This window comes from Streptomyces himalayensis subsp. himalayensis (genome assembly GCF_013778455.1).
Taxonomy (GTDB): domain Bacteria; phylum Actinomycetota; class Actinomycetes; order Streptomycetales; family Streptomycetaceae; genus Streptomyces; species Streptomyces himalayensis.
Genome location: NZ_JACEHE010000007.1, coordinates 16,229 through 39,610 on the forward strand (window position 1 = coordinate 16,229; position 23,382 = coordinate 39,610).

Annotated in this window: 24 protein-coding genes and 2 pseudogenes; 16 read left to right on the plus strand and 10 right to left on the minus strand. The window is 70.4% G+C overall.

The genetic code is table 11. The features are described 5' to 3' along the window. Window positions 1-55: 55 nt before the first annotated feature. On the plus strand, window positions 56-1,576 hold the full coding sequence (locus H1D24_RS13450) for a glutamate-cysteine ligase family protein (RefSeq protein WP_181657723.1): 1,521 nt from the start codon (window positions 56-58) through the stop codon (window positions 1,574-1,576). Between the two features lie 141 nt (window positions 1,577-1,717). On the opposite strand, the pseudogene H1D24_RS42340 reads toward H1D24_RS13450, so the two are convergent. Beyond that, window positions 1,718-1,966 (minus strand): annotated as a pseudogene (locus tag H1D24_RS42340) (vWA domain-containing protein); the annotation flags it as partial. A 262-nt stretch (window positions 1,967-2,228) separates the two neighbouring features. Between H1D24_RS42340 and H1D24_RS13455 the strand changes: the two are divergent. Beyond that, window positions 2,229-3,029 (plus strand): CPBP family intramembrane glutamic endopeptidase, encoded by an 801-nt coding sequence (locus tag H1D24_RS13455; RefSeq protein ID WP_181657724.1) that lies wholly within the window; start codon window positions 2,229-2,231, stop codon window positions 3,027-3,029. 73 nt (window positions 3,030-3,102) lie between these two features. On the opposite strand, the gene H1D24_RS13460 is transcribed toward H1D24_RS13455, so the two are convergent. Next, on the minus strand, window positions 3,103-3,927 hold the full coding sequence (locus H1D24_RS13460) for a PhzF family phenazine biosynthesis protein (protein ID WP_181657725.1): 825 nt from the start codon (window positions 3,925-3,927) through the stop codon (window positions 3,103-3,105). Window positions 3,928-4,123: 196 nt separating this feature from the next. Between H1D24_RS13460 and H1D24_RS13465 the strand changes: the two genes are divergently transcribed. Beyond that, complete coding sequence (locus tag H1D24_RS13465) at window positions 4,124-4,747, plus strand: PadR family transcriptional regulator (protein ID WP_181657726.1); 624 nt, start codon at window positions 4,124-4,126, stop codon at window positions 4,745-4,747. A 101-nt stretch (window positions 4,748-4,848) separates the two neighbouring features. Here the strand turns inward: H1D24_RS13465 and H1D24_RS13470 are convergent, their stop codons facing one another. Continuing rightward, the gene (locus H1D24_RS13470) at window positions 4,849-5,277 is read right to left on the minus strand and encodes a type II toxin-antitoxin system Rv0910 family toxin (RefSeq protein WP_181657727.1); all 429 of its coding nucleotides are present in this window, start codon (window positions 5,275-5,277) and stop codon (window positions 4,849-4,851) included. A gap of 252 nt (window positions 5,278-5,529) precedes the next feature. Between H1D24_RS13470 and H1D24_RS13475 the strand changes: the two are divergent. Together H1D24_RS13475 and H1D24_RS13480 are read left to right on the plus strand one after the other, a co-directional pair. Continuing rightward, window positions 5,530-6,109 (plus strand): annotated as a pseudogene (locus H1D24_RS13475) (peptidase). Between the two features lie 112 nt (window positions 6,110-6,221). Continuing rightward, window positions 6,222-7,301, plus strand: a complete 1,080-nt coding sequence (locus H1D24_RS13480; RefSeq protein ID WP_181657728.1) for an EamA family transporter — start codon at window positions 6,222-6,224, stop codon at window positions 7,299-7,301. A 54-nt stretch (window positions 7,302-7,355) separates the two neighbouring features. Here H1D24_RS13480 and H1D24_RS13485 read toward each other — a convergent pair whose 3' ends face one another. Then, on the minus strand, window positions 7,356-8,018 hold the full coding sequence (locus H1D24_RS13485; protein ID WP_181657729.1) for a pyridoxamine 5'-phosphate oxidase family protein: 663 nt from the start codon (window positions 8,016-8,018) through the stop codon (window positions 7,356-7,358). A 174-nt stretch (window positions 8,019-8,192) separates the two neighbouring features. On the opposite strand from H1D24_RS13485, the gene H1D24_RS13490 reads away from it, so the two are divergent. Further along, window positions 8,193-9,524: an aminotransferase class I/II-fold pyridoxal phosphate-dependent enzyme gene (locus H1D24_RS13490; RefSeq protein WP_181657730.1), complete on the plus strand. Its 1,332-nt coding sequence runs from the start codon at window positions 8,193-8,195 to the stop codon at window positions 9,522-9,524. Between the two features lie 110 nt (window positions 9,525-9,634). Here the strand turns inward: H1D24_RS13490 and H1D24_RS13495 are convergent, their stop codons facing one another. Next, window positions 9,635-10,660, minus strand: a complete 1,026-nt coding sequence (locus tag H1D24_RS13495) for a DMT family transporter (protein ID WP_181657731.1) — start codon at window positions 10,658-10,660, stop codon at window positions 9,635-9,637. A gap of 75 nt (window positions 10,661-10,735) precedes the next feature. Here H1D24_RS13495 and H1D24_RS13500 point away from each other — a divergent pair, with 75 nt between their 5' ends. Next, window positions 10,736-11,638: a LysR family transcriptional regulator gene (locus H1D24_RS13500; RefSeq protein ID WP_181657732.1), complete on the plus strand. Its 903-nt coding sequence runs from the start codon at window positions 10,736-10,738 to the stop codon at window positions 11,636-11,638. Window positions 11,639-11,960: 322 nt separating this feature from the next. Here H1D24_RS13500 and H1D24_RS13505 read toward each other — a convergent pair whose 3' ends face one another. Then, window positions 11,961-12,431 (minus strand): pyridoxamine 5'-phosphate oxidase family protein, encoded by a 471-nt coding sequence (locus tag H1D24_RS13505; RefSeq protein WP_181657733.1) that lies wholly within the window; start codon window positions 12,429-12,431, stop codon window positions 11,961-11,963. A 158-nt stretch (window positions 12,432-12,589) separates the two neighbouring features. On the opposite strand from H1D24_RS13505, the gene H1D24_RS13510 reads away from it, so the two are divergent. Then, window positions 12,590-13,234: an isochorismatase family protein gene (locus tag H1D24_RS13510; RefSeq protein WP_181657734.1), complete on the plus strand. Its 645-nt coding sequence runs from the start codon at window positions 12,590-12,592 to the stop codon at window positions 13,232-13,234. Window positions 13,235-13,247: 13 nt separating this feature from the next. Here the strand turns inward: H1D24_RS13510 and H1D24_RS13515 are convergent, their stop codons facing one another. Then, entirely contained in the window at window positions 13,248-13,727 is a 480-nt protein-coding gene (locus tag H1D24_RS13515; protein WP_181657735.1) for a Rieske (2Fe-2S) protein, read from the minus strand. Between the two features lie 168 nt (window positions 13,728-13,895). Between H1D24_RS13515 and H1D24_RS13520 the strand changes: the two genes are divergently transcribed. The 7 genes from H1D24_RS13520 (at window position 13,896) to H1D24_RS13550 (ending at window position 20,218) form a co-directional block, all read left to right on the plus strand. Further along, entirely contained in the window at window positions 13,896-14,750 is an 855-nt protein-coding gene (locus H1D24_RS13520) for a HipA family kinase (protein ID WP_181657736.1), read from the plus strand. Between the two features lie 5 nt (window positions 14,751-14,755). Next, window positions 14,756-15,139: a DUF3037 domain-containing protein gene (locus tag H1D24_RS13525; RefSeq protein WP_181658018.1), complete on the plus strand. Its 384-nt coding sequence runs from the start codon at window positions 14,756-14,758 to the stop codon at window positions 15,137-15,139. A 219-nt stretch (window positions 15,140-15,358) separates the two neighbouring features. Then, window positions 15,359-16,120 carry a 3-oxoacyl-ACP reductase FabG gene (fabG, locus tag H1D24_RS13530; protein WP_181657737.1) on the plus strand — a complete coding sequence of 254 codons (762 nt, stop codon included), beginning with the start codon at window positions 15,359-15,361 and terminating at the stop codon, window positions 16,118-16,120. 19 nt (window positions 16,121-16,139) lie between these two features. Further along, window positions 16,140-16,895 (plus strand): SDR family oxidoreductase, encoded by a 756-nt coding sequence (locus tag H1D24_RS13535; protein ID WP_181657738.1) that lies wholly within the window; start codon window positions 16,140-16,142, stop codon window positions 16,893-16,895. Between the two features lie 162 nt (window positions 16,896-17,057). After that, a complete protein-coding gene (locus H1D24_RS13540) occupies window positions 17,058-18,638 on the plus strand; it encodes an ABC transporter substrate-binding protein (RefSeq protein WP_181657739.1) in 1,581 nt (526 codons plus the stop codon). Window positions 18,639-18,841: 203 nt separating this feature from the next. Continuing rightward, the gene (locus tag H1D24_RS13545) at window positions 18,842-19,525 is read left to right on the plus strand and encodes a uracil-DNA glycosylase (protein ID WP_181657740.1); all 684 of its coding nucleotides are present in this window, start codon (window positions 18,842-18,844) and stop codon (window positions 19,523-19,525) included. 96 nt (window positions 19,526-19,621) lie between these two features. After that, a complete protein-coding gene (locus H1D24_RS13550; protein ID WP_181657741.1) occupies window positions 19,622-20,218 on the plus strand; it encodes a tetratricopeptide repeat protein in 597 nt (198 codons plus the stop codon). Between the two features lie 9 nt (window positions 20,219-20,227). On the opposite strand, the gene H1D24_RS13555 is transcribed toward H1D24_RS13550, so the two are convergent. From H1D24_RS13555 to H1D24_RS13565, 3 genes are all read right to left on the minus strand, one after another. Next, complete coding sequence (locus tag H1D24_RS13555; RefSeq protein WP_258564083.1) at window positions 20,228-20,698, minus strand: hypothetical protein; 471 nt, start codon at window positions 20,696-20,698, stop codon at window positions 20,228-20,230. Between the two features lie 130 nt (window positions 20,699-20,828). Then, window positions 20,829-21,347: a DinB family protein gene (locus H1D24_RS13560; RefSeq protein WP_181657742.1), complete on the minus strand. Its 519-nt coding sequence runs from the start codon at window positions 21,345-21,347 to the stop codon at window positions 20,829-20,831. Between the two features lie 40 nt (window positions 21,348-21,387). After that, window positions 21,388-21,981: a TetR/AcrR family transcriptional regulator gene (locus H1D24_RS13565; protein WP_181657743.1), complete on the minus strand. Its 594-nt coding sequence runs from the start codon at window positions 21,979-21,981 to the stop codon at window positions 21,388-21,390. Window positions 21,982-22,082: 101 nt separating this feature from the next. On the opposite strand from H1D24_RS13565, the gene H1D24_RS13570 reads away from it, so the two are divergent. Beyond that, entirely contained in the window at window positions 22,083-23,333 is a 1,251-nt protein-coding gene (locus tag H1D24_RS13570; protein ID WP_181657744.1) for an FAD-dependent monooxygenase, read from the plus strand. Window positions 23,334-23,382: the final 49 nt, after the last annotated feature.

A 23,382-nucleotide genomic window follows, 5' to 3' on the forward strand; every position in this document is an offset into this window, starting at 1 on the left:
CCCCGGGGAAACCGCGGCCGGTCCTTCGGCTGCCCGTCCGAGGAGGGACGCTTCGATGGGGGAGAAGGTCGAGGCAGCCGCGTTCGACCTGGCCGATCGGCAGGCGTACCGGAGGAAGCTCCGGCAGTGCCTGGCGGGGCTGGCGCGCCTCCTGGAGGAGAAGCGGTTCGACCGGCCGAAGAACCTGATGGGCCTGGAGATCGAGTTGAATCTCGTCGGATCAGACGGTCTGCCGAGAATGACGAATGCGGAAGTGCTCGAGCGCATCGCCAGTCGAGATTTCCAGACCGAGCTGGGAATGTTCAATCTGGAAGTGAACATAGCGCCGCACCGATTGGAGAGCCGCGTTCTCGACCGGCTGGGCGAGGAGCTGCGCACCGCACTCGCATATGCCGACCGCAAAGCGAACGAGGTCGATGCCGGGATCGCGTTGATCGGCATTCTGCCGACCCTCGGGCGCCATCACCTCGTCTCGGGAAACCTCTCCGACGTCGATCGGTACATGCTGCTCAACCAGCAGATCGTGGCGGCCCGCGGAGAGGACTTCACCCTCGACATCGAGGGCGTGGAACACCTCGTCTGCACCTCGGCGTCCATAGCCCCGGAAGCGGCCTGCACATCCGTGCAACTGCATCTGCAGGTCACGCCCTCGCGGTTCGCGGACGTGTGGAACGCGGCGCAGGCGGTGGCGGCGGCGCAGATCGCCGTGGGTGCGAACTCGCCGTTCCTGTTCGGCCGTGAGTTGTGGCGGGAGTCCCGGATCCCGCTGTTCCTGCAGTCCACCGACACCCGCCCGCCCGAGCTCCAGGCGCAGGGGGTACGGCCGCGCACCTGGTTCGGGGAGCGGTGGATCGACGACGCGTACGAGCTCTTCGAGGAGAACCTGAAGTACTTCCCCGCCCTGCTCCCCCTCCCCGACGACGAGGACCCGCTGCGCGTCCTGGACGAAGGCGGGGTGCCGCGGCTGGCCGAGCTCGTGCTGCACAACGGCACCGTCTACCGCTGGAACCGGCCGGTCTACGGGGTCGCGGACGGCGTCCCGCATCTGCGGGTGGAGAACCGCGTACTGCCTGCGGGGCCCACGGTCACCGATGTCATCGCCAATGCCGCCTTCTACTACGGCGTCGTACGGGCGCTCGCCTCGGACGCGCGGCCCGTGTGGACACGGATGCCGTTCAAGACCGCGGCCACCAACTTCGAGGCCGCATGCCGTCATGGCATCGAGGCGCACCTGGAGTGGCCGCGCCCCGGTCTGCGCGGTGGGACGGCCAAGGTTCCCGCAGTGACCCTCGTACGCGACGAGCTGCTGCCGCTCGCCGCCGCGGGCCTCGACGCGTGGGGTGTCGAGGCCGCCGACCGGGACTTCTACCTCGGTGTGATCGAGGAGCGGTGCCGCAGGCGGGTCAACGGCGCGAGCTGGCAGGCAGCCACGTTCCACCGCGCCCTGGAGAGCGGCCTCGACCGGGACGCCGCACTCGCCGCCACCACGCAGCGCTACTGCGAGCTGATGCGCGCCGGCGAGCCGGTGCACGCCTGGCCGGTGGGGTTGTTGCCCGCGGCGGTCCCTACGGGGTGAGGGCAGCCGCCGTCGTGGGTTGCGCCCACCCTCCCCAGCTACCTTCCCCGACTCCGTCCGGAGGTGCCCCCAGAAGGTGCCCCCAGCCCTGCGTAACGCTTGGCCATAACGGTTGGTGTGCGGGCTCGAATGTGCCTGCTGCTCCTTCTCGTCCGCTTCGGGACCCACGGCGATCGCGATGAGCGGCACGGGACGTTTCGGGTCGGTGAGCTGTTGCAGCCTCGTGATCAGCTGGGAGCGGGAAATGCTTCCGGGGTCCTGGTTCACGCCGTCGGTGAGGAGCACGAGCGCGTTGAACTGACCCGTCACATACGAGGACGCGGCCGCCTTGTACGCGGCGAGCGTGGTGTCGTACAAGCCCGTCGCACCGACCTGCACCGGCTGCAGGGCGCGGCGATGACCACGGCACGGCGGTGGGCGCGAGGAGGGGACTCGATGTCGGCTGTCCCATACTCGTCGGGCAAGCTGTGACGTCCCATGGCGGTGGCGCCCCTCCTTGATAAGCCTTGAGCGGTAGAGCAAGGAAAAGGGGGAGTTACGCCTCCACAGCGTCCGTCCCCCCGGCCGGTCGCGCACGATCTTCGTACCTGCGTTCGAGGACCCTAGCGGGACGGCGGTGGGATGAGACGGGATTAGTCAATTGGAGGCAGGAGTGCAGGCGGAGACGGGTCCGGTGGCCGGTTCCTTCCCGGTGGAGCGGCTCTCACGGCGGATTTTCCGGGACGAGACGCTTCTCGTGCTGGCGCTCTCGCTCGGTGCCAGTGGCGTGTCCGCACTGATCAGCTTTGTCGGCTCGGTCACGAAGCCGGGGGGTCTGAAGGATCAGGCGGCCACGATGAACGCCTCGGCGGCCCCCGGCCGTCCGTGGCTTGATCTCGCGTGGCAGATGTTCGGCATCACGACCGCCCTGGTGCCCGTCGCGCTGGTCGCGCATTTCCTGCTGCGGGAGGGCGCGGGGCTGCGCACGATCGGCTTCGACCGCACCCGGCCCTGGACCGATCTGGGGCGCGGCGCCGTGATCGCCGCGGTGATCGGCAGCACGGGCATCGCCTTCTACCTGGTGGCACGCGGCCTCGGGTTCAACCTGACGGTGGTGCCGGAGGCGCTGCCCGAGGTGTGGTGGAAGTACCCCGTGCTGATCCTGGCGGCGATACAGAATGCCGTGCTGGAGGAAGTGATCGTGGTCGGCTATCTGCTGCGCCGGATGGGCCAGTTGGGATGGACGCCGGTCGCCGCGCTGGCGGGCAGTTCGGTGCTGCGCGGCTCGTACCACCTCTACCAGGGGATCGGCGGGTTCGTCGGCAACATGGCGATGGGCGTCGTCTTCGTGCTGCTGTACCGGCGGTGGGGCCGGGTGGGACCGCTGGTGGTCGCCCACTCGTTGCTCGACATCGGGGCGTTCGTCGGGTACGCGCTGCTGGCCGGGAAGGTGGGATGGCTGCCTACGGCGTGACCGCGTGACCCGCGTGACGTGACGTGCTGCGTGGGGGGCGTACGGAATCGCTCGTACGCCCCCCACAGTGCTGTCAGGTGCTGTGAGGCGCTGCGAGAAGTTCCCCGTCGATGACCGTGACCGCGCGGCCGGACAGAAGGGTGCGGTCGCCGCGTACTTCGGTGCGGACCAGGCCCGAGCGGGCCGACGCCTGCAGGCCCGTCAGCTCGGTACGGCCCAGGCGCGCGGACCAGAAGGGTGCGAGTGCGGTGTGCGCACTGCCTGTGACCGGGTCCTCGTCGATGCCGACGCGCGGGAAGAAGCAGCGCGAGACGAAGTCGTAGCCACGGGACGGGTCTTCGGCGCGGGCGGTCGCGATGATGCCGCGTTCCGAGTGCTCGACCAGGCCTTTCAGGTCCGGGGCGAGTGCGAGGACCGCCTTCTCGTCGGCGAGTTCGACGAGCAGATCGCCTGTGTGGGGCCCGGTGTCGTGCGCCGAGAGGGGCCCCGCACCCAGGGCCGCGGCCAGCCCTTCCGGTACGTCGATCGGGGTGAGCGGGGCGGTCGGGAAGTCCAGCGTGATGCTGCCGTCCTCGTGCGTGGTCGCGGTGAGGACGCCGCTGCGGGTGGAGAAGCGCACCGGGCCGCCGGCAGCACCGGTGGTGTGCAGGACATGGGCGGTGGCCAGCGTGGCATGGCCGCACAGATCGACCTCGGTGGCGGGCGTGAACCAGCGCAGCGCCCAGTCGGCCTCGCCGCCCTCGGGCAGCGGGTGGGCGAACGCGGTCTCGGCGTGGTTGACCTCGGCGGCCACCTGCTGGAGCCACTCGGCGTCCGGGAACTCCTCCAGGAGCACGACTCCGGCCGGGTTGCCGCCGAAGGGGCGGTCGGTGAAGGCATCGACGATTCGAATCCGCATGGAGGCGACGTTAGGGGCGTCCTGGATCCTGGTGCCAAGGCCAATCGGGGGAACTTGGCTCTCCTTGCGATGGCTCTCCTTGCGAGCTCTCCCTGTGTGCCGGCCGAAGCTCGCTCAGGATGGGCATTGCCATCCGAGTGTTTCCGATATATCGTTGACGCATCGCGACCGATCAAAGATAGAAGGAGTGATTGCGATGCGTTCCCATGGATACGAACACGGACATGGACGCGGCCCGGGCGCGCCCGGCCCTCACGGTCGGGGCGGCTTCGACGGCCGTCGTGCCGCCTTCGGCCCGTTCGGGCCGGGCGGTTTCGGCCCCGGCTTCGGCCCGGGTGGACCCTGGGGCGGGCGCGGTGGCCGAGGAGGCCCGAAGGGAAGGGCGCGGCGCGGTGACGTACGCGCGTCGATCCTCGCCCTGCTCAAGGACCGTCCGATGCACGGCTACGAGATGATCCGCGAGATCGACGAGCGGAGTGGAGGGGCGTGGAAGCCCAGCCCCGGGTCGGTGTACCCGACGCTCCAGCTGCTCGAGGACGAAGGCCTGATCGCCAGTACGAGCGAGGGTGGCAAGAAGTTGTTCTCGCTCACCGAGTCGGGTCGCGTCGCGGCCGACGAGGGGCCCGAGGCGCCCTGGGAAGAGGCCGGGCGCGGGGTCGACTGGGAGTCGCTGAACGAGATCCGGCAGGCCGGCTTCGGCCTGATGGAGGCGTTCGGGCAGGTCTGGAAGACGGGCAGCAAGGAACAGCGCGAGAAGGCGCTCTCCGTGATCAACGACGCCCGCAAGAAGCTGTACCTGATCCTGGCCGACGAACACTGAAGGTCCACTGATGTCGACGGCTGACGGCCAGTACGGCGTGACGGCGCCCCGCACTTCACAGTGCGGGGCGCCTTCGTGCGACCGTTCGGTGTCGGTTCGGCTCAGGCCACCAGCCCGCCCAGCTTGCGCAGTGACTCGTTCAGCGCGGCGGTTGCCGAGTCCTTGAGTTTGCCGGCCATCAGTGACACGGCCGCGCCCGTGAACTCACCGTCGATGCGGACCTTCGTGGCATCGCCGTCGGGCGTCAGCGAGTAGCGGGTGGCGACGTTGACTGCCATCGGTCCCTTGCCGCGGATGGCCAGGGTGCGGGCGGTCTCCAGCTCTTCGATGGTCCAGAGCACCTCGGCGGGGAAGCCCATCAGCTTCATGTTCTCCTCGAATGTGCCGCCCACCTCCAGGGCGGCCGGGCCTCCCTTCGGGAAGCTCGTGTGCGTGGCGTTCCACTCGCCGTACGAGGAGAAGTCGGTGAGCTGCGCCCAGACCTTCTCGGCAGGCGCCTCGATGCGTGCTTCCGCGCTGACTTCGGCCATGCGACCACCCCATCTCGTCGTGCGCTGCGCCGGGCGCAGCAACGGTGTCGCGGAACGTAGCCGCAGGGCCTTGAACATTCAATACTGATGAACCGTCAGAAAGTGTGGAGGCGTGGAAGCGGTGTTGCCCGTGGGGTCGGGGCAACGGGGCGCGCCCCCATCCGGGAAAAGGGCGTGATCTCCTCCGCAAGGAGGAGGACCCGCTCATGCTTGCCCAACCTGTGTCGGACGCGAAGATGCTTCCCGCCGTGGATGCCATCGGCCGCAGGGGCTGATGAGGTGGGAGATGTGCAACCTCGAATCCCCCGGCAGGCCGTGGACGGCGGCTCGAACCGTGCGGAACCCGGCGTCGGACTCAGCGCGGAGCTGGCCACCGTGGTCGCCGGCGCGCGGCGACGGGCGGTGCGTGACGGAGACCGGCAGATCGACACCGCGCATCTCCTGCACTCCCTGCTGGAGTCCGGCCCGGACGTACGGGACGTCTTCGAAGGAGATGCGCAGGTCGCGCGGCTGCTGGGGTATCTCGTGCAGCGCAGCATCGGGTACGGGCTGAGGTGGCAGAGCACCGTCGAGGATTCGGGCGCTCTGCCCGTGGTGGCGGGTGCCGACTGGTCGCCCGCCGCGCGCCACCGCCATGGACAAGGCGTACGAACGCGCCCGGCTCCGCGGTGAGTCGGGCACGCGCTGCGTCGATCTACTAGCCGCGCTGGCTGCGGATTCCGAATGCCGCGCGGTCGAGGTGCTGGGACGGGCCGGGGTCGATGCCGGGCGGTTGCTCCTGCGCATCGAGGCCGGATCCGAGTGTGTCGGCGGCGCGGAGAGTGGGCGCTGAAGACGCCGAGAGCGTGCGCTGCAGGCGCTGAGAGTGGGCGTTGCGTGGGCCGGGTCCACCGTTTGAGACAGGTGTCAATGGGGGTGACGGTCATGACGGCGCCTGTCATGATGTGCCGGTGCATGCGTCTCAGGGGAGTCAGGTAAATCAGGGAAGGGGCGTCGGCCTGGGCCTCGCCCTCGCATCGGCGCTCGCCTTCGGCGGGTCGGGGGTCGCGGCAAAACCCCTGATCGAAGCGGGCCTCGACCCGCTTCATGTGGTCTGGCTCAGGGCGGCGGGTGCCGCCCTCGTCATGCTGCCCGTCGCCTGGCGGCACCGTTCCCTGGTGCGCCGACGCCCCGCTCTGCTGGCCGGGTTCGGCCTGTTGGGCGTCGCCGGTGTGCAGGCCTGCTACTTCGCCGCGATCTCCCGTATCCCGGTCGGAGTCGCCCTGCTCGTCGAGTATCTCGCCCCGGCGCTCCTCCTCGCCTGGGTGCGCTTCGTGCAGCGGCGGCCGGTGACTCGGGCCGCCGCGCTGGGTGTCGTCCTCGCCGTCGCAGGTCTCGCGTGCGTCGTCGAGGTCTGGTCGGGTCTGGGCTTCGACGCGATCGGCCTCCTGCTCGCTCTGGGAGCGGCCTGCTGCCAGGTCGGCTACTTCGTCCTGTCCGACCAGGGCAGCGACGCGGGCGACGAGGCGCCCGACCCGCTCGGCGTCATCGCGTACGGACTGCTCGTCGGCGCCGCCCTGTTGACGGTCGCCGCGCGCCCCTGGGGCATGGACTGGTCCGTACTGGCCGGAACCGCGCACATGGACGGCGCACCGGTCGCGGCGTTTCTGCTGCTCGGCTGGCTCGTCCTCGTCGCGACCGTCGTCGCCTACGTCACGGGGGTGCTGTCCGTGCGCAGGCTCTCCCCGCAGGTGGCGGGCGTCGTGGCCTGCCTCGAGGCGGTCGTCGCCACCCTCTTGGCCTGGGTCATGCTCGGCGAACACCTGTCGGCGCCCCAGATCTTCGGCGGGGCGGTGGTCCTGGTGGGCGCGCTCATCGCACAGTCGTCGGCCCCGGCGAAGTCCTCGGCGGAACCGGTCGCGGGAGCCCTGCCGGGCACGGAGGGGGCGTCGGCCGAGCAGGGCAGGCGAAGCGAGCCGGGCGAACAGGACGCGCCTACAGGCGACGTGCCGACGGGACTGTCGGCACGCGGGGGCGGTGCATAAGGCGACGATCCTGCCGGCGGTGGTGTCCGCCCCCGGATGGACCGGGGGTCGGCGTCACAGACCGGCCAGGTAGCCGGGGGTCTTCACGGAAGGGGCCAGGTCCTCCGAAGGAATGAGCGCGTCGTAGCCCTTGCGCAGCGGGACCACGCCGGCCCAGTGGGGAAGGTCCATGTCCTCCGGCTCGTCGTTGGGGCCGCCGGTGCGCACCTTCGCGGAGACCTCCTCGAGGTCGAGGCGCAGTACCGCGGTCGCCGCGAGCTCCTTCGCGTTGGCGGGGCGCGAGTCGGCTGCGCGACCGGGCACGACGTGGTCGACGAGCGCGTCCAGGGCGGTACGCAGCTCCTCGGGGTCGGTCACCTGATGTGCCACGCCGTGCACCACCACGGAGCGGTAGTTGATCGAGTGGTGGAAGGCCGACCGTGCCAGGACCAGTCCGTCGACATGGGTCACGGTGAGGCACACGGGAAGTCCGGGATCGGTCTGACCGGCCATCCGCAGCGGCCGCGAGCCCGTCGAACCGTGCACGTACAGACGCTCGCCCACCCGGCCGTACAGGGTCGGCAGGACGACCGGAGCTCCGTCGCGTACGAAGCCGAGATGGCAGACGTAGGCCTCGTCGAGTATCGAGTGCACCAGCGTGCGGTCGTACGACGCGCGCCTGCGGCCCCGGGTGGGGAGGGTGCGCTCGGTGGGGGCGTAGGCGGTCTGGTCGGGCATGGCTCGTCTCCTTGCGGGCTGGGGGTTGGGGGCTGAGGGGTGCGGGGCGGGGTCAGGGGGGCAGGCTGGGGCTGAGGCCTGCGGGCTTCGGTGCCGGCTGGTCGGTGAACGGGCTTGTGAACGGGCTTGTGAACGGGCTTGTCATGCCGATTGCACTAGTGCATACTCGACTTTGTGCTAGGAGAGTATCGGATCACGGGCCGGCGCGCAGCTGAGATCGCGGGCAGCGTCGAGCGCGCGGTAGGTTCCGGTGACCTGGAACCGGGTCAACTCCTCCCGCCCATGCGGGAGTTGGCGCAGCAGCTGGGAGTCAATCCCAATACCGTGGCGGCCGCTTATCGCACGCTGCGCGAACGCGGTGTCATCGAGACGGCGGGGCGGCGCGGCAGTCGTATCCGCCCCAAGCCGGCCACCACTGCGCGCGGGCGGGCCCGTGTCGTCGTGCCGCCAGGGGTGCGGGATGCGTCCAACGGCAACCCGGACCCCGCGCTGCTGCCGCCGCTCGCCGAGGCGTTCGCGGCGGCAGCAGCGCAGGGGGACGAGAAACCTGTGCTCTACGGGCAGGATGCCGTCGATCCGGAACTCGCCCGCCACGCGCGCGTGGCGTTCGACGCGGACGGCGTGCCAGACGGCCCGCTCGCCGTCACCTCCGGGGCGCTCGACGCCGTCGAACGGGTGCTCGCGGCCCACCTCAAACCCGGGGACGCGGTCGCCGTGGAGGATCCGGGCTGGGGCAGCATGCTCGATCTCGTCCCCGCACTCGGACTGCGTACGGTTCCCGTGGGTGTCGACGACGAGGGGCCGCTGCCCGAGGAGGTACAGCAGGCGCTGCTCGGCGGTGCGCGCGCTGTCGTCGTCACGGCCCGTGCGCAGAATCCGACCGGCGCCGCGGTGAGCGCCGCACGCGCGCGTGCCCTGCGCAAAGTCCTCGCCGCGCACCGAGAGGTACTGCTCATCGAGGACGACCACGGGCACGCCATCGTCGATCTGCCGCTGCACCCCCTGGCCGGTGCCACGCACAACTGGGCGTTCGTCCGCTCCACCGCCAAGGCGTACGGGCCGGACCTGCGCCTCGCCGTGCTCACCGGAGACCCCGTCACCGTCGACCGCGTACGCGGCAGACAGCGGCTCGGGCCCGGCTGGGTGAGCCATCTGATGCAGCGCGCCGTCGTGCACCTGTGGACCGGGGGAGCGGTCGACGAGGCAGCGGTGGCCGCCGCCTACGGGCGGCGCCGCGACGCGTTGATCGCCGCCTTGGCCGAGCGCGGCATCGAGGCCCATGGGCGCAGCGGCATGAACGTGTGGGTGCCGGTGCCGGACGAGACGGGGGTGGTGGCGCGCCTGCTGCACGCCGGGTGGGCCGTCGCCCCGGGGGCGCGCTTCCGCATGAGCGCGCCGCCGGGGGTACGCATCACCGTCTCGGCGCTCGCCGACGAGGACATCCGGCCGGTGGCCGACGCCGTCGCGTCGGCCGTGGGTCCTGCGCCGGAGCGGCGCTACGACTGAGGGCGGTCCGGGCGCGGGTCGGCGGTGCCTGTGTGGGCGGCGCCCGCAGTGCTGGGTGCGCCGCCGCCACGGTTCGCATGGACGAGTCGTTGCGCCCGGCTGCCGCGCCGCTAGGTCCGTATGCGAGTCCTCCGTATACGAGTCTTCCGTATGCGAGCCCTCGGCTGAGTCAGTGCGGCGCCCGCCAGGATGATGAGGGCGCCGACGGGTGTCGACCACGACAGGGATTCCCCGAGCACGGCGACGCCTGCCGCTGTGGCGATGACGGGAACGAAGTACGTCACCATCTGGGCCGTCGTAGGGCCGACCTCGGCGACCAGGCCGTACTGGATGAGGAAGGCGAGGCCGGTGCCGAGGATGCCGAGTGCCGCGATCGCGAGCAGCGGCACCACCGCGACATGCGTCGGCAGTGTCGTGAAGGCAGGGGTCACCACGGCCAGTTGGACGGTCGCGAGAAGGAGTTGCGCGCCGGTCAGGGACAGGTTGGAGTGGCCCGACCCGGCGAGTGTGCGGCGCACATAGATCCAGCCGATCGCGTAGCTCAGCGACGCCGCGAGTGCCATCGCCGTGCCGGCGAAGTCCAGACCGCCGAAGCCCTGCCAGGCGCCGAGCACCGTCAGTACTCCGATGAAGCCGATCCCGAGCCCGGCGACGCGGCGCCGCGTCGGGCGGTCCTCGGAGAGCGCGACCAGCGACAGCGCCATGCCCCACAGCGGTGTCGTCGCGTTGCATATCCCGGCGAGCGTCGACGGGATGGTCAGCTCGGAGAACGCGAACAGGGAGAACGGCAGGGCGTTGAGCAGGAACGCCGCCACCATGAGATGCCCCCATGTGCGCGCTCCGCGCGGCAGCCGCTCCCGCTTGGCGACGAGCGCGACGGCGAGCACGGCGGTCCCGAAGAACAGCCGCCCCAACGTCACCTGGAGCGGTCCGTACCCGTGCGTGCCCACCTTGATGAGCAGGAAGCTGAAGCCCCAGACGAGTGACAGAACGCCGAACCGGATCCGCCAGTCGAGTCCACCGCGGCGCGGCCGGGCAGCGGACGCGGTGGACTCCTGGGGTGGGGCGGTGGCAGGCGGGGCAGCGCTGGGCGCCGAGGTCGCGCGGGACCTGGGAGAGGGAGTGACGGTGCTCATGGCCGCCACGATGTCGCAGGAGAACCTCTTAGTACAAGCGAGATTTCTTTCCCGGTATCGCGTAGCATTGCTTACATGTTGAACCTGGAGCGCCTGCGCACTCTCGACGCCCTGGCCCGGCACGGCTCCGTCAGCGGCGCCGCAGCGGGGCTGCACGTCACGACCTCGGCCGTCTCCCAGCAGATGTCCAAGCTCGAACGGGAGGTCGGGCAGCAGCTCCTCGCCAAGAACGGCCGGGGTGTGCGCCTCACCGACGCCGGCCGCCTGCTCGCCGACCATGCGGCGCGCATCCTCTCGCAGGTGGAGCTGGCCCAGTCCGACCTGGAGGCGCAGCGCGGGCAGGTCGTGGGGGAGCTGCGGATATCGGCCTTTCCGACGGCCGCGCGGGGCCTCTTTCCCGCGGCCGTCGCGGCGCTGCGAGCCGAGCATCCCGGACTGCGTGTGCGTACGCAGGAGCTGGAGCCCGAACAGGGGGTGGCGGGCGTGGTCCGGGGCGACGTCGACATGGCGGTCGTCCTCGACTGGTACAACAAGCCGCTGCCGCTGCCCGACGGGCTCGTCAAGGCATCGCTCCTCGACGACCCGGCCGATGTCGCGGTGCCCGTCTCGCATCCTCTCGCCGACCGCCGCGAAGTGGACCTCGAGGAGTTCGCCGACGACGAGTGGATCACCTGGGCGGAAGGGGAGTTCTGTCACGAGTGGCTGATGTTCACTCTGCGGGCCAAGGGCATAGAGCCGCACATCGCCCATCGAGCCGAGGAGCACCACACGCAGCTGGCGCTCGTGGCGGCCGGGCTGGGCGTATGCGTCGCACCTCGGCTGGGCCGCGACCCGGTGCCCGAAGGCGTGAGGACTGTGCCGGTCCGCCAGCGCGTGCGACGGCATGTCTACGCCGTGTGGCGCGCCGACGCCGACCGTCGCCCTTCGATCCGGGCGTCGGTGAAGGCCTTGCAGGCCGCGGGGGCGGCGGTCGGATGACGTTGCATCGGCCGGCACATAGGCGCCGTCGCCGTCGCCGTCCGGCGCGCTCGGTGGCGCCGTGAGGGGGCTCAGTGCCTGGCCGGGGCAACGCCGGTCGCTGTGAGCGAGCTTGGCCGCCCGGCGCGGCGGTGCTCGTTCGGTGTGCGGTGGTGGCTGTCCGGCGTGGCTGTGGTCGTTCGGTGTGCGGTGGTGGCTGTCCGGCGTGGCGGTGCTCGTTCGGTGTGCGGTGGTGCCCGTCCGGGGCGGCGGTGCTCGTTCGGTGTGCGGTGGTGGCTGTCCGGCGCGGGGCGATGCCCCTCCACCCCGCGCCCAGATCCAGCTAGAGCGTTGCCAGCTTGCGGAAGTCCCAGGACGCGATCGCCTTCGGTGTCAGCCGGAGCCACGCGTGCCTGCCGTCGTGCGGCATCCGGTCCATGCCGAAGTTCTTCTGCGCGAAGAGCCTCTCGGGTGCCTCCAGTTCGGGGAACGCCTCCTCGCCGGTGCGGGGCGTCTCGCCGACGAACTCCACGCTGCCCGTCAGTTCGACGCCGCGCAGCTCGCCGTACTCCTCTCCCGCGTCGACGACGACGGCTATCCGCGGATCGCGCCGGAGGTCGGCCCAGCGCCTGCTGCGCGTGATCGAGTACAGCCACAGTGACGTGCCGTCCCAGGCGAAAAAGAGGGGGCTCGCATGCGGGGCGCCGTCCGGCGAGACGGTGGCCACCCGGCAGGTGCGCTCTGTGGACAGGAACTCGTCGAGCTCGGCCGGTGTCATCATGATCCTGCGGCCCCGGCGCTGTGTGACGGCCATGTGACTCCCCCTTCTGCGGCATCGACTCGAGCGAAGTGTCCGAATCGACTCGGCAACAACAACCCTGACATCGCGCCAAAGAAGCATGTGCCGTCTTCCGTCCCGACGCAATGGTGGCTACTCTCGCCCGCCCGGACGCCGCCCCCGACAGGAAGCCCATGCCGTCGAACGCAGAGCTCAGCGCATTCCTCGCCCCGGCGACCACCGTGCTGCTCACGGTCGAGTGCCAGCAGGGCGTCGTGGGCGCGGACAGCGCGCTGCCCGAACTGGCCGAGGAGGCGCGTACGTCCGGGGCTCTCGCCAACATCGGGCGCCTCGTCACCGCCGCCCATGAGAGCGGCGTACAGGTGATGCACGCCATCGCCGAGCGGCGCCTCGACGGACGGGGCGCCAACAGCAACGCCCGGCTCTTCCATGCGGCGGAGCGGCTGCCCGTACAGCAGCTCACGGGCACGAGCGCGGTTCGTGTCGCGGAGCCCATCCGGGCCGCCGAGGAGGACCTGGTCGTACGACGGCTGCACGGCCTGTCGCCTCTCGCGGGCACCGACGTGGACGCGCTGCTGCGCAACCTCCGCTGCCGCACCCTGGTCGTGACGGGCGTCTCGGCGAACGTGGCGATCCCCAACGCGGTCTTCGACGCGGTCAACCTGGGCTACACGGCCGTCGTGCCGGCAGACGCCATCGCGGGGGTGCCCTCCGACTACACCCCCGCGATGGTCCGCAACACGCTCGCCCTGGTCGCCACGATCACGACGACCGGCGACATCCTCGGTTGCTGGAGTCGCCCCCGCCGCGCCCGGTGACGGACCGTTCCCGCTACGCCAGCTTGATCTCGTCGCCCGTCACCTCGATCTCCATCGCGGCCAGCGGCTGCGTGGCAGGGGCCTGCTTGACGCTGCCGTCCTCGATGGAGAACTTGCTGTTGTGGCAGGGACAGTTGATGGTGCCGCCCTCGACACTCGTCACAGGGCACTGCTGGTGGGTGCAGAGGCTCGAGAAGGCCTTGAACCGGCCTTCGGCCGGCTGGGTCACCACGACCTTCTCGTCCTTGAAGATCTTGCCGCCGCCCACCGGAATGTCGGAGGTCTTGGCGAGGACCGCCGCCCCCGCACCCCCGCCTGCCGCCTCGGAGGCTCCGGAGGACTCCGGGGCCGCCGTCGACTCGGCGGAGTCCGTGCTCCCGGAATCGTCCGAGCTGCCACATGCGGCCAGCGCGGCGGTCAGTCCGGCTGCGCCCACCGCGGTGACGACGGTCCGGCGGGACGGCTTGGGGACGGACCCCTGCGAAAAGGTCATTGCTCGGTTCCTTCCATGGTGGTGCTGGGGGATTCTGTGATCTCTATACGCGCCGGTGCGGCACGTGGTTCAACTGTTCCACCAGAGTCTCCGGGCACAGAGCACCCACGGCGGACGTGGCGCGAGAAGGCTGATCGCAGCGTATGCGCCCGGCAGTAGCCTGGGGCAATGCTCACAGAAGTGACAGCAACTCGATATATCACTCCCTTGCGGGAAGGCGGCTCGCTCCCCGGCCTCGTCGAGGCCGACCGCCGCGGCACCTTCGGCACGTACGTGATCAAGTTCACCGGCGCCGGGCAGGGCCGTAAGACGCTCGTCGCCGAAGTGATCTGCGGAGCGCTCGCCCGACGGCTTGGACTGCGCGTGCCACCGCTCGTGGGCATCCGGCTCGACCCCGTGCTCGGCCTGGGCGAGCCCGACCCGGAGGTGCAGGAGCTGCTGAAGTCCAGCGGCGGCCTCAACCTCGGCATGGACTATCTGCCGGGCGCCATCGGCTTCGACTCGCTGGCGTACCAGGTGGATCCGCTCGAAGCCGGGCGCATCGTGTGGTTCGACGCGCTGGTGGGCAACGTCGACCGCTCCTGGCGCAACCCCAATCTCCTGGTGTGGCGCGGAGACCTGTGGCTCATCGACCACGGCGCGACCATGATCTGGCACCACAACTGGCCGACGGCCAAGGCCGGCGCCGCCAGGGCGTATGACGCGTCCGACCACGCCCTCGCGCCCTTCGGGCCCGACATCGCGGCCGCGGCCGCCGAACTCGCCCCGCGCGTCACCGAAGAGCTCCTCACCGAGGTGGTCGCCGACGTCCCCGACGTGTGGCTCACCGGCGAGGCCGGCTTCGACAGCCCGGACGATGTGCGCCGCGCGTATGTGTCCGCCCTGCTGTCGCGTGCCGCCTCGGTCCATGAGCGGATCACCCTCGGCGCACCTGCCGCGCGCCCGAGCGCGATGGCTCCGGGCTGGGCGACGGCGGATGGATCCTCGCGGAACGCATCCTCAGGGAAGGGGGAGGCGGCATGACGGACGTGTCCGGCCGGGAGGTGTTCGAGTACGCGGTGCTGCGCGTCGTGCCGCGCGTGGAGCGCGGAGAGCAGTTCAACGCGGGGGTCGTGGTCTACTGCCGCGCCAAATCCTTCGTGGCTGCCCGCACCCATCTCGACGAGCGAAAGCTGGCGGTGCTGGACCCGGACGCGGACGTCACCGGCGTACGGGCCGCGCTGCGCGCCGTGGAGAGTGTCTGCCGCGGAGGCGAGGCCGCGGGCCAGGCCGCGGGCGACGACGCCGGACGGCGCTTCCGCTGGCTGATCGCGCCGCGCTCCACCGTCGTCCAGCCGGGTCCGGTGCACACCGGGCTCACCGCGGATCCCGAGGGCGAGGTGGAGCGGCTGCTCGACCTGCTGGTGCGCTGATCGCCGCCCATCGGCACGGGGGCCGCGAGGTAATCGGTCACAGGAGGCCGGGGCGCCGTTGACACCGAGTGCCAGGGCTTCTAGCGTCACGTCTGCTGAAGGTACTAAGCGGTTGCTCACCCAAAGGGCGTACCGCAGAGCCGCAACCAGCGTTGTCCAGGCATTCGAGCCTCCGGGCTCCGAGGCCTCAAGGCTTTCCAAGGGCGAGGAGAACCAAGCATGTCCACCACCGAGCAGCGTGTCGCCGTAGTCACCGGGGCCGCGCGCGGCATCGGCGCCGCGACCGCCGTACGACTGGCCGCCGAGGGCCGCGCAGTCGCCGTGATCGACCTCGACGAGGCCGCGTGCAAGGACACCGTGGAGCAGATCACCGCCGCAGGCGGCAAGGCCATCGCGGTCGGCTGCGACGTCTCCGACGAGGCCCAGGTGGAGGCCGCCGTCGCGCGCATCGCCGAGGAGCTGGGCGCCCCGACGATCCTGGTGAACAACGCGGGCGTGCTCCGCGACAACCTGCTCTTCAAGATGAGCGCCTCCGACTGGGACACCGTCATGAACGTGCACCTGAAGGGCGCCTTCCTGATGGCGAAGGCCTGCCAGAAGCACATGGTGGACGCGGGCTTCGGCCGTATCGTCAACCTGTCCTCCTCCTCCGCTCTCGGCAACCGCGGCCAGGCCAACTACGCGACCGCCAAGGCGGGCCTGCAGGGCTTCACCAAGACGCTCGCCAAGGAGCTCGGCAAGTTCGGCATCACCGCCAACGCCGTCGCCCCCGGCTTCATCGTCACCGAGATGACCAAGGCCACCGCCGAGCGCGTCGGCATGGGCTTCGAGGACTTCCAGGCCGCGGCCGCCACCCAGATCCCGGTGCAGCGCGTGGGCAAGCCCGAGGACATCGCCAACGCCATCGCGTTCTTCACGGGCGAGGCGGCAGGCTTCGTCTCCGGCCAGGTGCTGTACGTGGCCGGCGGCCCGCTCAACTGACCGGAAGGCTCGCGACATCATGACTGTGCAGGACAGCGGCAAGGTCGCCCTCATCACGGGTGCCAGCCGCGGCATCGGCTACGGAATCGCCGAGGCCCTCGTCGCGCGCGGCGACCGGGTGTGCATCACCGGTCGGGGCGAGGAGGCCCTGAAGGAGGCCGTCGAGAAGCTCGGCGCCGACCGCGTCATCGGCGTCGCGGGCAAGGCCCACGACGTGGCCCACCAGGCCGCCGCCGTGGAGCGCACCATGGAGGCGTTCGGCCGGGTCGACTTCCTGGTGAACAACGCCGGTACGAACCCGGTGTTCGGGCCGATGGCCGAACTCGACCTCGACGTGGCGCGCAAGGTATACGAAACCAACGTCATCTCGGCGCTCGGCTTCGCCCAGCAGACCTGGAAGGCCTGGCAGAAGGACAACGGCGGCGCGATCGTCAACATCGCCTCCGTGGCCGGCGTCTCGGCGTCCCCCTTCATCGGCGCGTACGGCATGAGCAAGGCCGCCATGATCAACCTGACCCTGCAGCTGGCGCACGAGTTCGCGCCGACGGTGCGGGTCAACGCGATCGCTCCGGCCGTGGTGAAGACCAAGTTCGCCACGGCCCTGTACGAGGGGCGCGAGGCCGAGGCGGCCGCCGCCTACCCGCTTGGCCGCCTCGGGGTGCCCGAGGACATCGGCGGCGTGGCCGCGTTCCTCACCTCCGACCAGTCGGGCTGGATGACTGGACAGACCCTCGTGGTCGACGGAGGCATCTTCCTGAACGCGGGCGTCGGCTGATGAGGACCGCGTAACACAACCGCATCACGAAGGCCGTATAACGGAGCGACGCATCAGAGGTGACGTCGCCCCCTTGTGCCCCGCTGGGACGCCCAGATGGCCCGGCGGGGCACTGCGGTATGGTCTGCCGACCCATGGCATGGCTGATCGAGGAGCGTGCGCGTGTTCAACCGGATCCAATGTCTGCGGTATGTGGCGGCTTGTGCCTCCATATCCGTGCTCGCCGGGTGTGGTCTGGTGTCCTCCGGCGGCGACGAGGACGAGCAGAAGATCGTCGTGGGAACGACCAGTGCCCCCAGCACGCTGGATCCCGCCGCCTCCTGGGACGGTTCGTGGGAACTTTTCAGGAACATCTATCAAACTCTTCTGAGCTACCCGTCCGGAGCGTCGGAGCCCGAGCCCGACGCCGCCGAGAGTTGCGAGTTCACCGACTCCTCCAACCGCACGTACCGCTGCACCCTCCGTGACAGCATGCAGTTCTCCAACGGAGACGCCCTCGACGCCAAGGCCGTCAAGCACTCCATCGACCGGATCCTGAAGATCGATCTGGCGGGTGGCCCGGCCGGTCTGCTGGGCAGCCTGGACAAGGTCGAGACGAAGGGGGACCGGGACGTCATCTTCCAGCTCAACAAGCCGGACACCACCTTCCCGTTCGTGCTGGCCACCCCTGCCATGTCGATCGTCGACCCAGCCGAGTACCCGGAGAGCGCGCTCCGCAAGGACGGCCAGGTCACCGGCTCGGGTCCGTACACCCTCGAGGCGTACGAGGACGGCAAGGAGGCGGCGCTGGCCAAGAACCCGAAGTACAAGGGGCTGGCCGACCGGAAGAACAGCGCCGTCACCATCCGCTATTTCCAGGACTCGGGCAAGATGTTCGACGCCCTCAAGAAGAAGCAGATCGATGTGATCCTCCGCGGTCTCGCGGCCAAGGACGTCGTCGAACTCCAGGGCAACGCCGCGCAGGAGGACCTCCAGCTCGTCGAGGGCGCCGGCATGGAGATCAGCTACCTCGTCTTCAACCCCAAGGACCCCTGGGCGCGGAAGCCGGCCGTCCGCAAGGCCATCGCGCAGCTGATCGACCGCGGCGCGATCGCGAACAAGATCTACAAGAACACCGTGGAACCGCTGTACTCGATGGTGCCCCGCGGTCTTGCCGGACACACGACTGGCTTCTTCGACAGCTTCGGCGAGCCGGACGTCAAGAAGGCCGCGGACATCCTGACCGCGGCAGGGATCACCCAGAAGGTTCCGCTGATCCTCTGGTACACCACCGACCGCTACGGCTCCGCCACCGCACCGGAGTTCGAGGAGATCAAGCGGCAGCTGAACGACTCCGGCCTGTTCGACATCACGATCAAGGGCCGCCCCTGGAAGACGTACGTGGAGGAGTACAGCCAGGGCGAGTACCCGGTGTTCGGCCGTGGCTGGTTTCCGGACTTCCCCGACGCGGAGAACTTCATCGCGCCCTTCGTCGGTGAGGAGAACGCGCTCGGCACGCCCTACCCCGCTCCGGAGATCACCGGTGAGCTGCTGCCCGAGTCGCGCAAGGAGAGCGACCGCGGCGCGGTCGTCAAGCAGTTCGAACGGGCCCAGGAGATCCTCGTCGACGACGCGCGGCTGCTTCCGCTGTGGCAGGGCAAGCAGTACGTGGCGGCCAGCGAGGAGATCGCCGGCGCCGAGCGCGCCCTGGACCCGTCGACGATCATGATGATGTGGGAGCTGCAGCGCAAGACGAGCTGGTAGCCGAGTCGGGAGCCCGCTGCTCCTGACTGCCGCTGTTGACCGGGAGCTCGTGATCATGAGGTGATGGTCACGAGCTCCCGTGTGCATATACCCGTGATCATGAGCGGCGCCCTCGATGTCAGTGGTCGCAGGTAGGTTCTGCGGTGTGGAAGAGGCCGTACGTCGTGCGGCTGCGAACTGACCGCTTTACGGAGGATGTTGACGTGACCGACACCGCCATGCTGCCCGAGTCCTGGCGCGGCGTTCTCAGCGAGGAGCTCCAGAAGCCCTATTTCAAGGAGCTCGCCGACTTCGTCGAGGAGGAGCGTGCGAAAGGTCCCGTCTACCCGCCGCGTGAAGAGGTCTTCGCCGCGCTGGACGCCACGCCGTACGACCAGGTCAAGGTGCTGATCCTCGGCCAGGACCCGTATCACGGCGAGGGGCAGGGCCACGGGCTGTGCTTCTCCGTCCGGCCCGGCGTGCGGACGCCTCCGTCACTGCGCAACATCTACAAGGAGATGCAGGAGGAGCTCGGCCACCCCGTTCCCGACAACGGATACCTCATGCCGTGGGCGCAGCAGGGCGTGCTGCTGCTCAACGCGGTGCTCACGGTCCGCGCCGGTGAGGCCAACTCGCACAAGGGCAAGGGCTGGGAGAAGTTCACGGACGCGGTGATCCGCGCCGTGGCCGACCGGCCCGACCCGGCCGTCTTCGTGCTGTGGGGGAACTACGCGCAGAAGAAGCTCCCACTGATCGACGAGAGCCGGCATGTGGTGGTGAAGGGCGCGCATCCGTCACCGCTCTCCGCGCGGAAGTTCTTCGGCTCGCGCCCCTTCACGCAGATAAACGAAGCGGTGGCCGCGCAGGGGCACGCCCCGATCGACTGGCGGATTCCGGATCTCGGCTGAGGCCGACGGCGGGGCCGGGCCGTCACCGGCGCGGGTCAACGCCCGCCGAGGCGCCGCGCCTGACCGGGATCGGGGGTGTCGGCCGATACCGTCGCGATGCATGGGAACGATCGTCGTACGGGCGTGGAGGACGCGGTGGCGGAGCAGCAGGAGCAGGCGGCGGACGACGCCATGATGACCCGCATCGGCCAGGTGATCATGCTGCATCGGGGAGGCGACCGTGCGGAGGCCCGTGACCGGTTTCTCGGCCTCTGGTCGGAGATCGGTGAGGACGGCGATCCGCTCCACCGGTGCACGCTGGCCCACTACATGGCGGACACCCAGGACGACCCGGCGGACGAACTGGCCTGGGACCTGCGCGCACTGTCGGCGGCCGAGGAGCTGACGGACGGGCGGCTGGCCCAGCACGAGCAGTCCCTTGCGGTGCGCGCCCTGTATCCGTCGCTGCATCTCAACCTGGCGGCCGACTACTTCAAGCTCGGGCGGTCGGAGGCGGCGCGCACCCATCTGAGCCGGGCGCGCGGCGCGGTGGGTGCGCTGGCGGACGACAGCTATGGAGCCGGTATCCGGGCCGCCATCGGGAGGCTGGAGGTCAAGTTGGACGCAGGGGAGGCCGGAGGGGGAGGGCCAGAGGGGGGCGCGGGACCTTCGCGGGAAGGGCCGCTGGGGCCGCCGCGCCAGGAGTCGCCTTAGCGGAGCAGATCAACGGCCGTACATGTCCCGGCAGACCGCATCCTCCAGGCTGTTCGGTTGCCAGCGGCCGTACTCCCTGCCCAGATCGCAGACGTCCTTGCCGGAGTGGCGGTCCGGCAGCGGCAGGGGGTTCCCGGGCCGGGGCAGCATACGAGGGGCTTCGGGGCGTTCCGACTGTGCGGGGTGGGAGCGGCGGGGCGCCGATTCCGTGGAGGCGGGGGCGGAGGTCCGCGGGCCGGGGGACGGCGAGGCGCGGCGGGACGGCTCGATGAGTTCCAGCGCTTCACGGGCCGGCGCCTGCACGATCTGCGGCTCGGCCTTTCCGTCGGTCCCCGACAGCAGCGACGAGACGGGCGAGGGGGCCGTCGCGGTCTGCAGGCGGGGGGTAGAGGGCTGGTTCACGGTCACGCAGCCGGAGACCGCCGAGACCGTTGAGGCCGCCATCATCATCAGCAGCGCTGTAGTCGTCGTTCGATGCACTTGGGCAACTCTGCTGTGTCCGCCCTCTCTTCGGGAGCGGACAAGCGGAGGTTGCCCCGCATGGGTGATGGCCTGTGACCTGGGCCGCCCCGGCGCCGCCCGCCGCCGGCGCGGCCTCAGCCCGTGGGTCTCAGTCGCCCGTCGTCCCGTCGATGCATTCGCGCAGCAGGTCCGCGTGGCCGTTGTGGCGGGCGTACTCCTCGATCATGTGCACATAGATCCACCGGAGGTTGAAGGGTTCGCCGCTTCGGTGCTTGCCGGTGGCCAGATCGTCCAGCTCGTACTGCGCCGCCAGGGCGCGCGCCGCCTCGATCTCCGCCTGCCAGACCGTGAACGCCGCCTCGCGGGTGTCGGACTCGGAGACATGGAAGTCGCCGTCCGGGTCGGCCTCGGTGTAGTAGACCGGCGGGGCGTCCTCGTTGGCCATGACCCTGCGGAACCAGGCTCGTTCGACCTCGGCCATGTGCCGGACGAGCCCGAGCAGTGACAGGTCCGACGGCGGCACGGAGGCCTGCCGCAGCTGCTCGTCGTCGAGCCCTTCGCACTTCATCGCGAGGGTGGTGCGGTGGAACTCCAGCCATGACTCGAGCATGGCGCGCTCACCTGCGGTCGTGGGCGTCTCGGTGCGGTGCTTGGACTGTGTCGTCATGGGCGTCATCCTTGCCGAACGACCCTTCGGCCACCAGCAGTTATTCGTCCAGCATCCCCTTCAGCAGTTCCCGGAACCCCGCCCGCAGCTCCTCCAGGCTCGGCACCGACGCATGGAACGACCCCGCCACGCACGCGAACAGCAGTCCGTCGCACCACGCCACCAGCGACAGCGTGTGGCGCTCCGGATCCGGTGAACCCGCCGCCCGCAGGAGCGCGGTGACCGGCTCCCGGAACTGCCGACCCGTCGCGTCGTAGAACGCGCGCAGCTCGGGCCTGCGGGTGGCCTCCAGCGCCAGCTCGTACCGGGAGACCAGCAGATCACGGTCGCGCGTCAGATAGCGGTGCAAGGCCAGCGCCAGTCCGTCGGTCAGCGACTGCAGTCCTGCCGCCGGGTCGGGCAACTCGTCCGGCGTGAGGACCTGCGCCTCGCGCTCCGCCTGGCGTCGTACGGCCACCTCCAGCAGCGCCTGGCGGGTGCGGGCGTGATTGGACGTCGAACCCTGGGGGAGCCCGGCCGCCTCGTCCACCGCACGGTGCGTGAGGCCGCGCAGACCGCGCTCGGCGAGCAGCGCGAGGGCGGTATCGGCGATCAGTTCGGCGCGAGAGGAGCCGGGGGCGGTGCGTACGGGCATGGGCTCAACCTATCGCGCTCACTACGGATGTAGTACGGTCGAGGCGAGGCAAGTCACTACAGGTGTAGTTAGCGCGCCCGGTGGAGCACTCTGGAGGAGACATGACCACGTCCCACGCCGTCGTCATCGGCAGCGGTATCGGCGGGCTCACCGCCGCGGTCGCCCTGTACCGGCGCGGCTGGCAGGTCACCGTGCTGGAGCGGGCGGCCTCGCTGGAGCCGGTCGGCGCCGGGATCGCCCTCGCCCCGAACGCCCAGCGCGCCCTGGACGTCATCGGCCTCGGTGACGAGATCCGCGCACTCGCCGCCTGGCAGGGCGACGGCGGCATGCGCACGCCCGACGGCCGCTGGGTCTCCCGTACGAGCGCCGAGGCCGCCCGGGAACGTTTCGGCGGCCCGATCGTCCTGCTCCACCGGGCGACCCTCGTCGAACGCATCGCCTCCCGGCTGCCGGAAGGCGTGATCCGCACAGGCACTCCGGCCGAACTGAGCGAGCCCGGTGTCGCGGGCGGCCGCCGCGCCGTCGTCGCCACGCCGGACGGGGACCTGGAGGCGGACCTCGTCGTCGGCGCCGACGGCATCAACTCGGCCGTACGCGGCGCCCTCTTCCCGTCCCACCCGGGACCGTCGTACACCGGACTCACCGCATGGCGGGTCCTCATCCCGGCCGAGGACGCCCCCGACCAGCCCTTCGAGCCGCACGAGACCTGGGGCCGCGGCGCGCTCTGGGGCACACAGCCGCTCAAGGACGGCCGGATCTACGCCTACGCCGCCGCCACAGCGCCCGCCGGGCATCACGCGCCGGACAGCGAACAGGCCGAGCTGCTGCGCCGGTTCGGGGACTGGCACGACCCGATCCCGGCGATCATCGCGGCGGCGGCCGGCGGACCGGTGCTGCGCAACGACATCCACCACATGGCCACGCCGCTGCCCGCCTTCCACCGGGGCAGGACCGCCCTCATCGGCGACGCCGCGCACGCCATGGCGCCCACTCTCGGCCAGGGCGGCAACCAGGCGATCGAGGACGGCATCGTGCTCGCCCACCACGCCGCACCCGGCGGCGAGCAGGGCGCCGGTCTGGCCGCCTACAGCGCCGAGCGGCTGCCGCGCACCTCCACGATCGTCCGCAAGGCCGCACAGGTCGCGCGGCTGCAGGCCGTCGACAGTCGCGCGGGTGCGGCGATGCGTACCGCACTCATGTCCGCCCTCTCCCGGCTCGGACCCGGGCTCGTCCTGCGCACCTTCGACGGCATCGCCGACTGGCGGCCGCCGCAGCAGCCGTATGCTTCCGGAACACATGACCGGGCCCGCACGGGGGCATCCCCCACCACCGGGCGAGCCGAACATCTGTGAACACGAACAACTGTGAACACGAGCATCGGTGAACACGAGCATCGGTGAA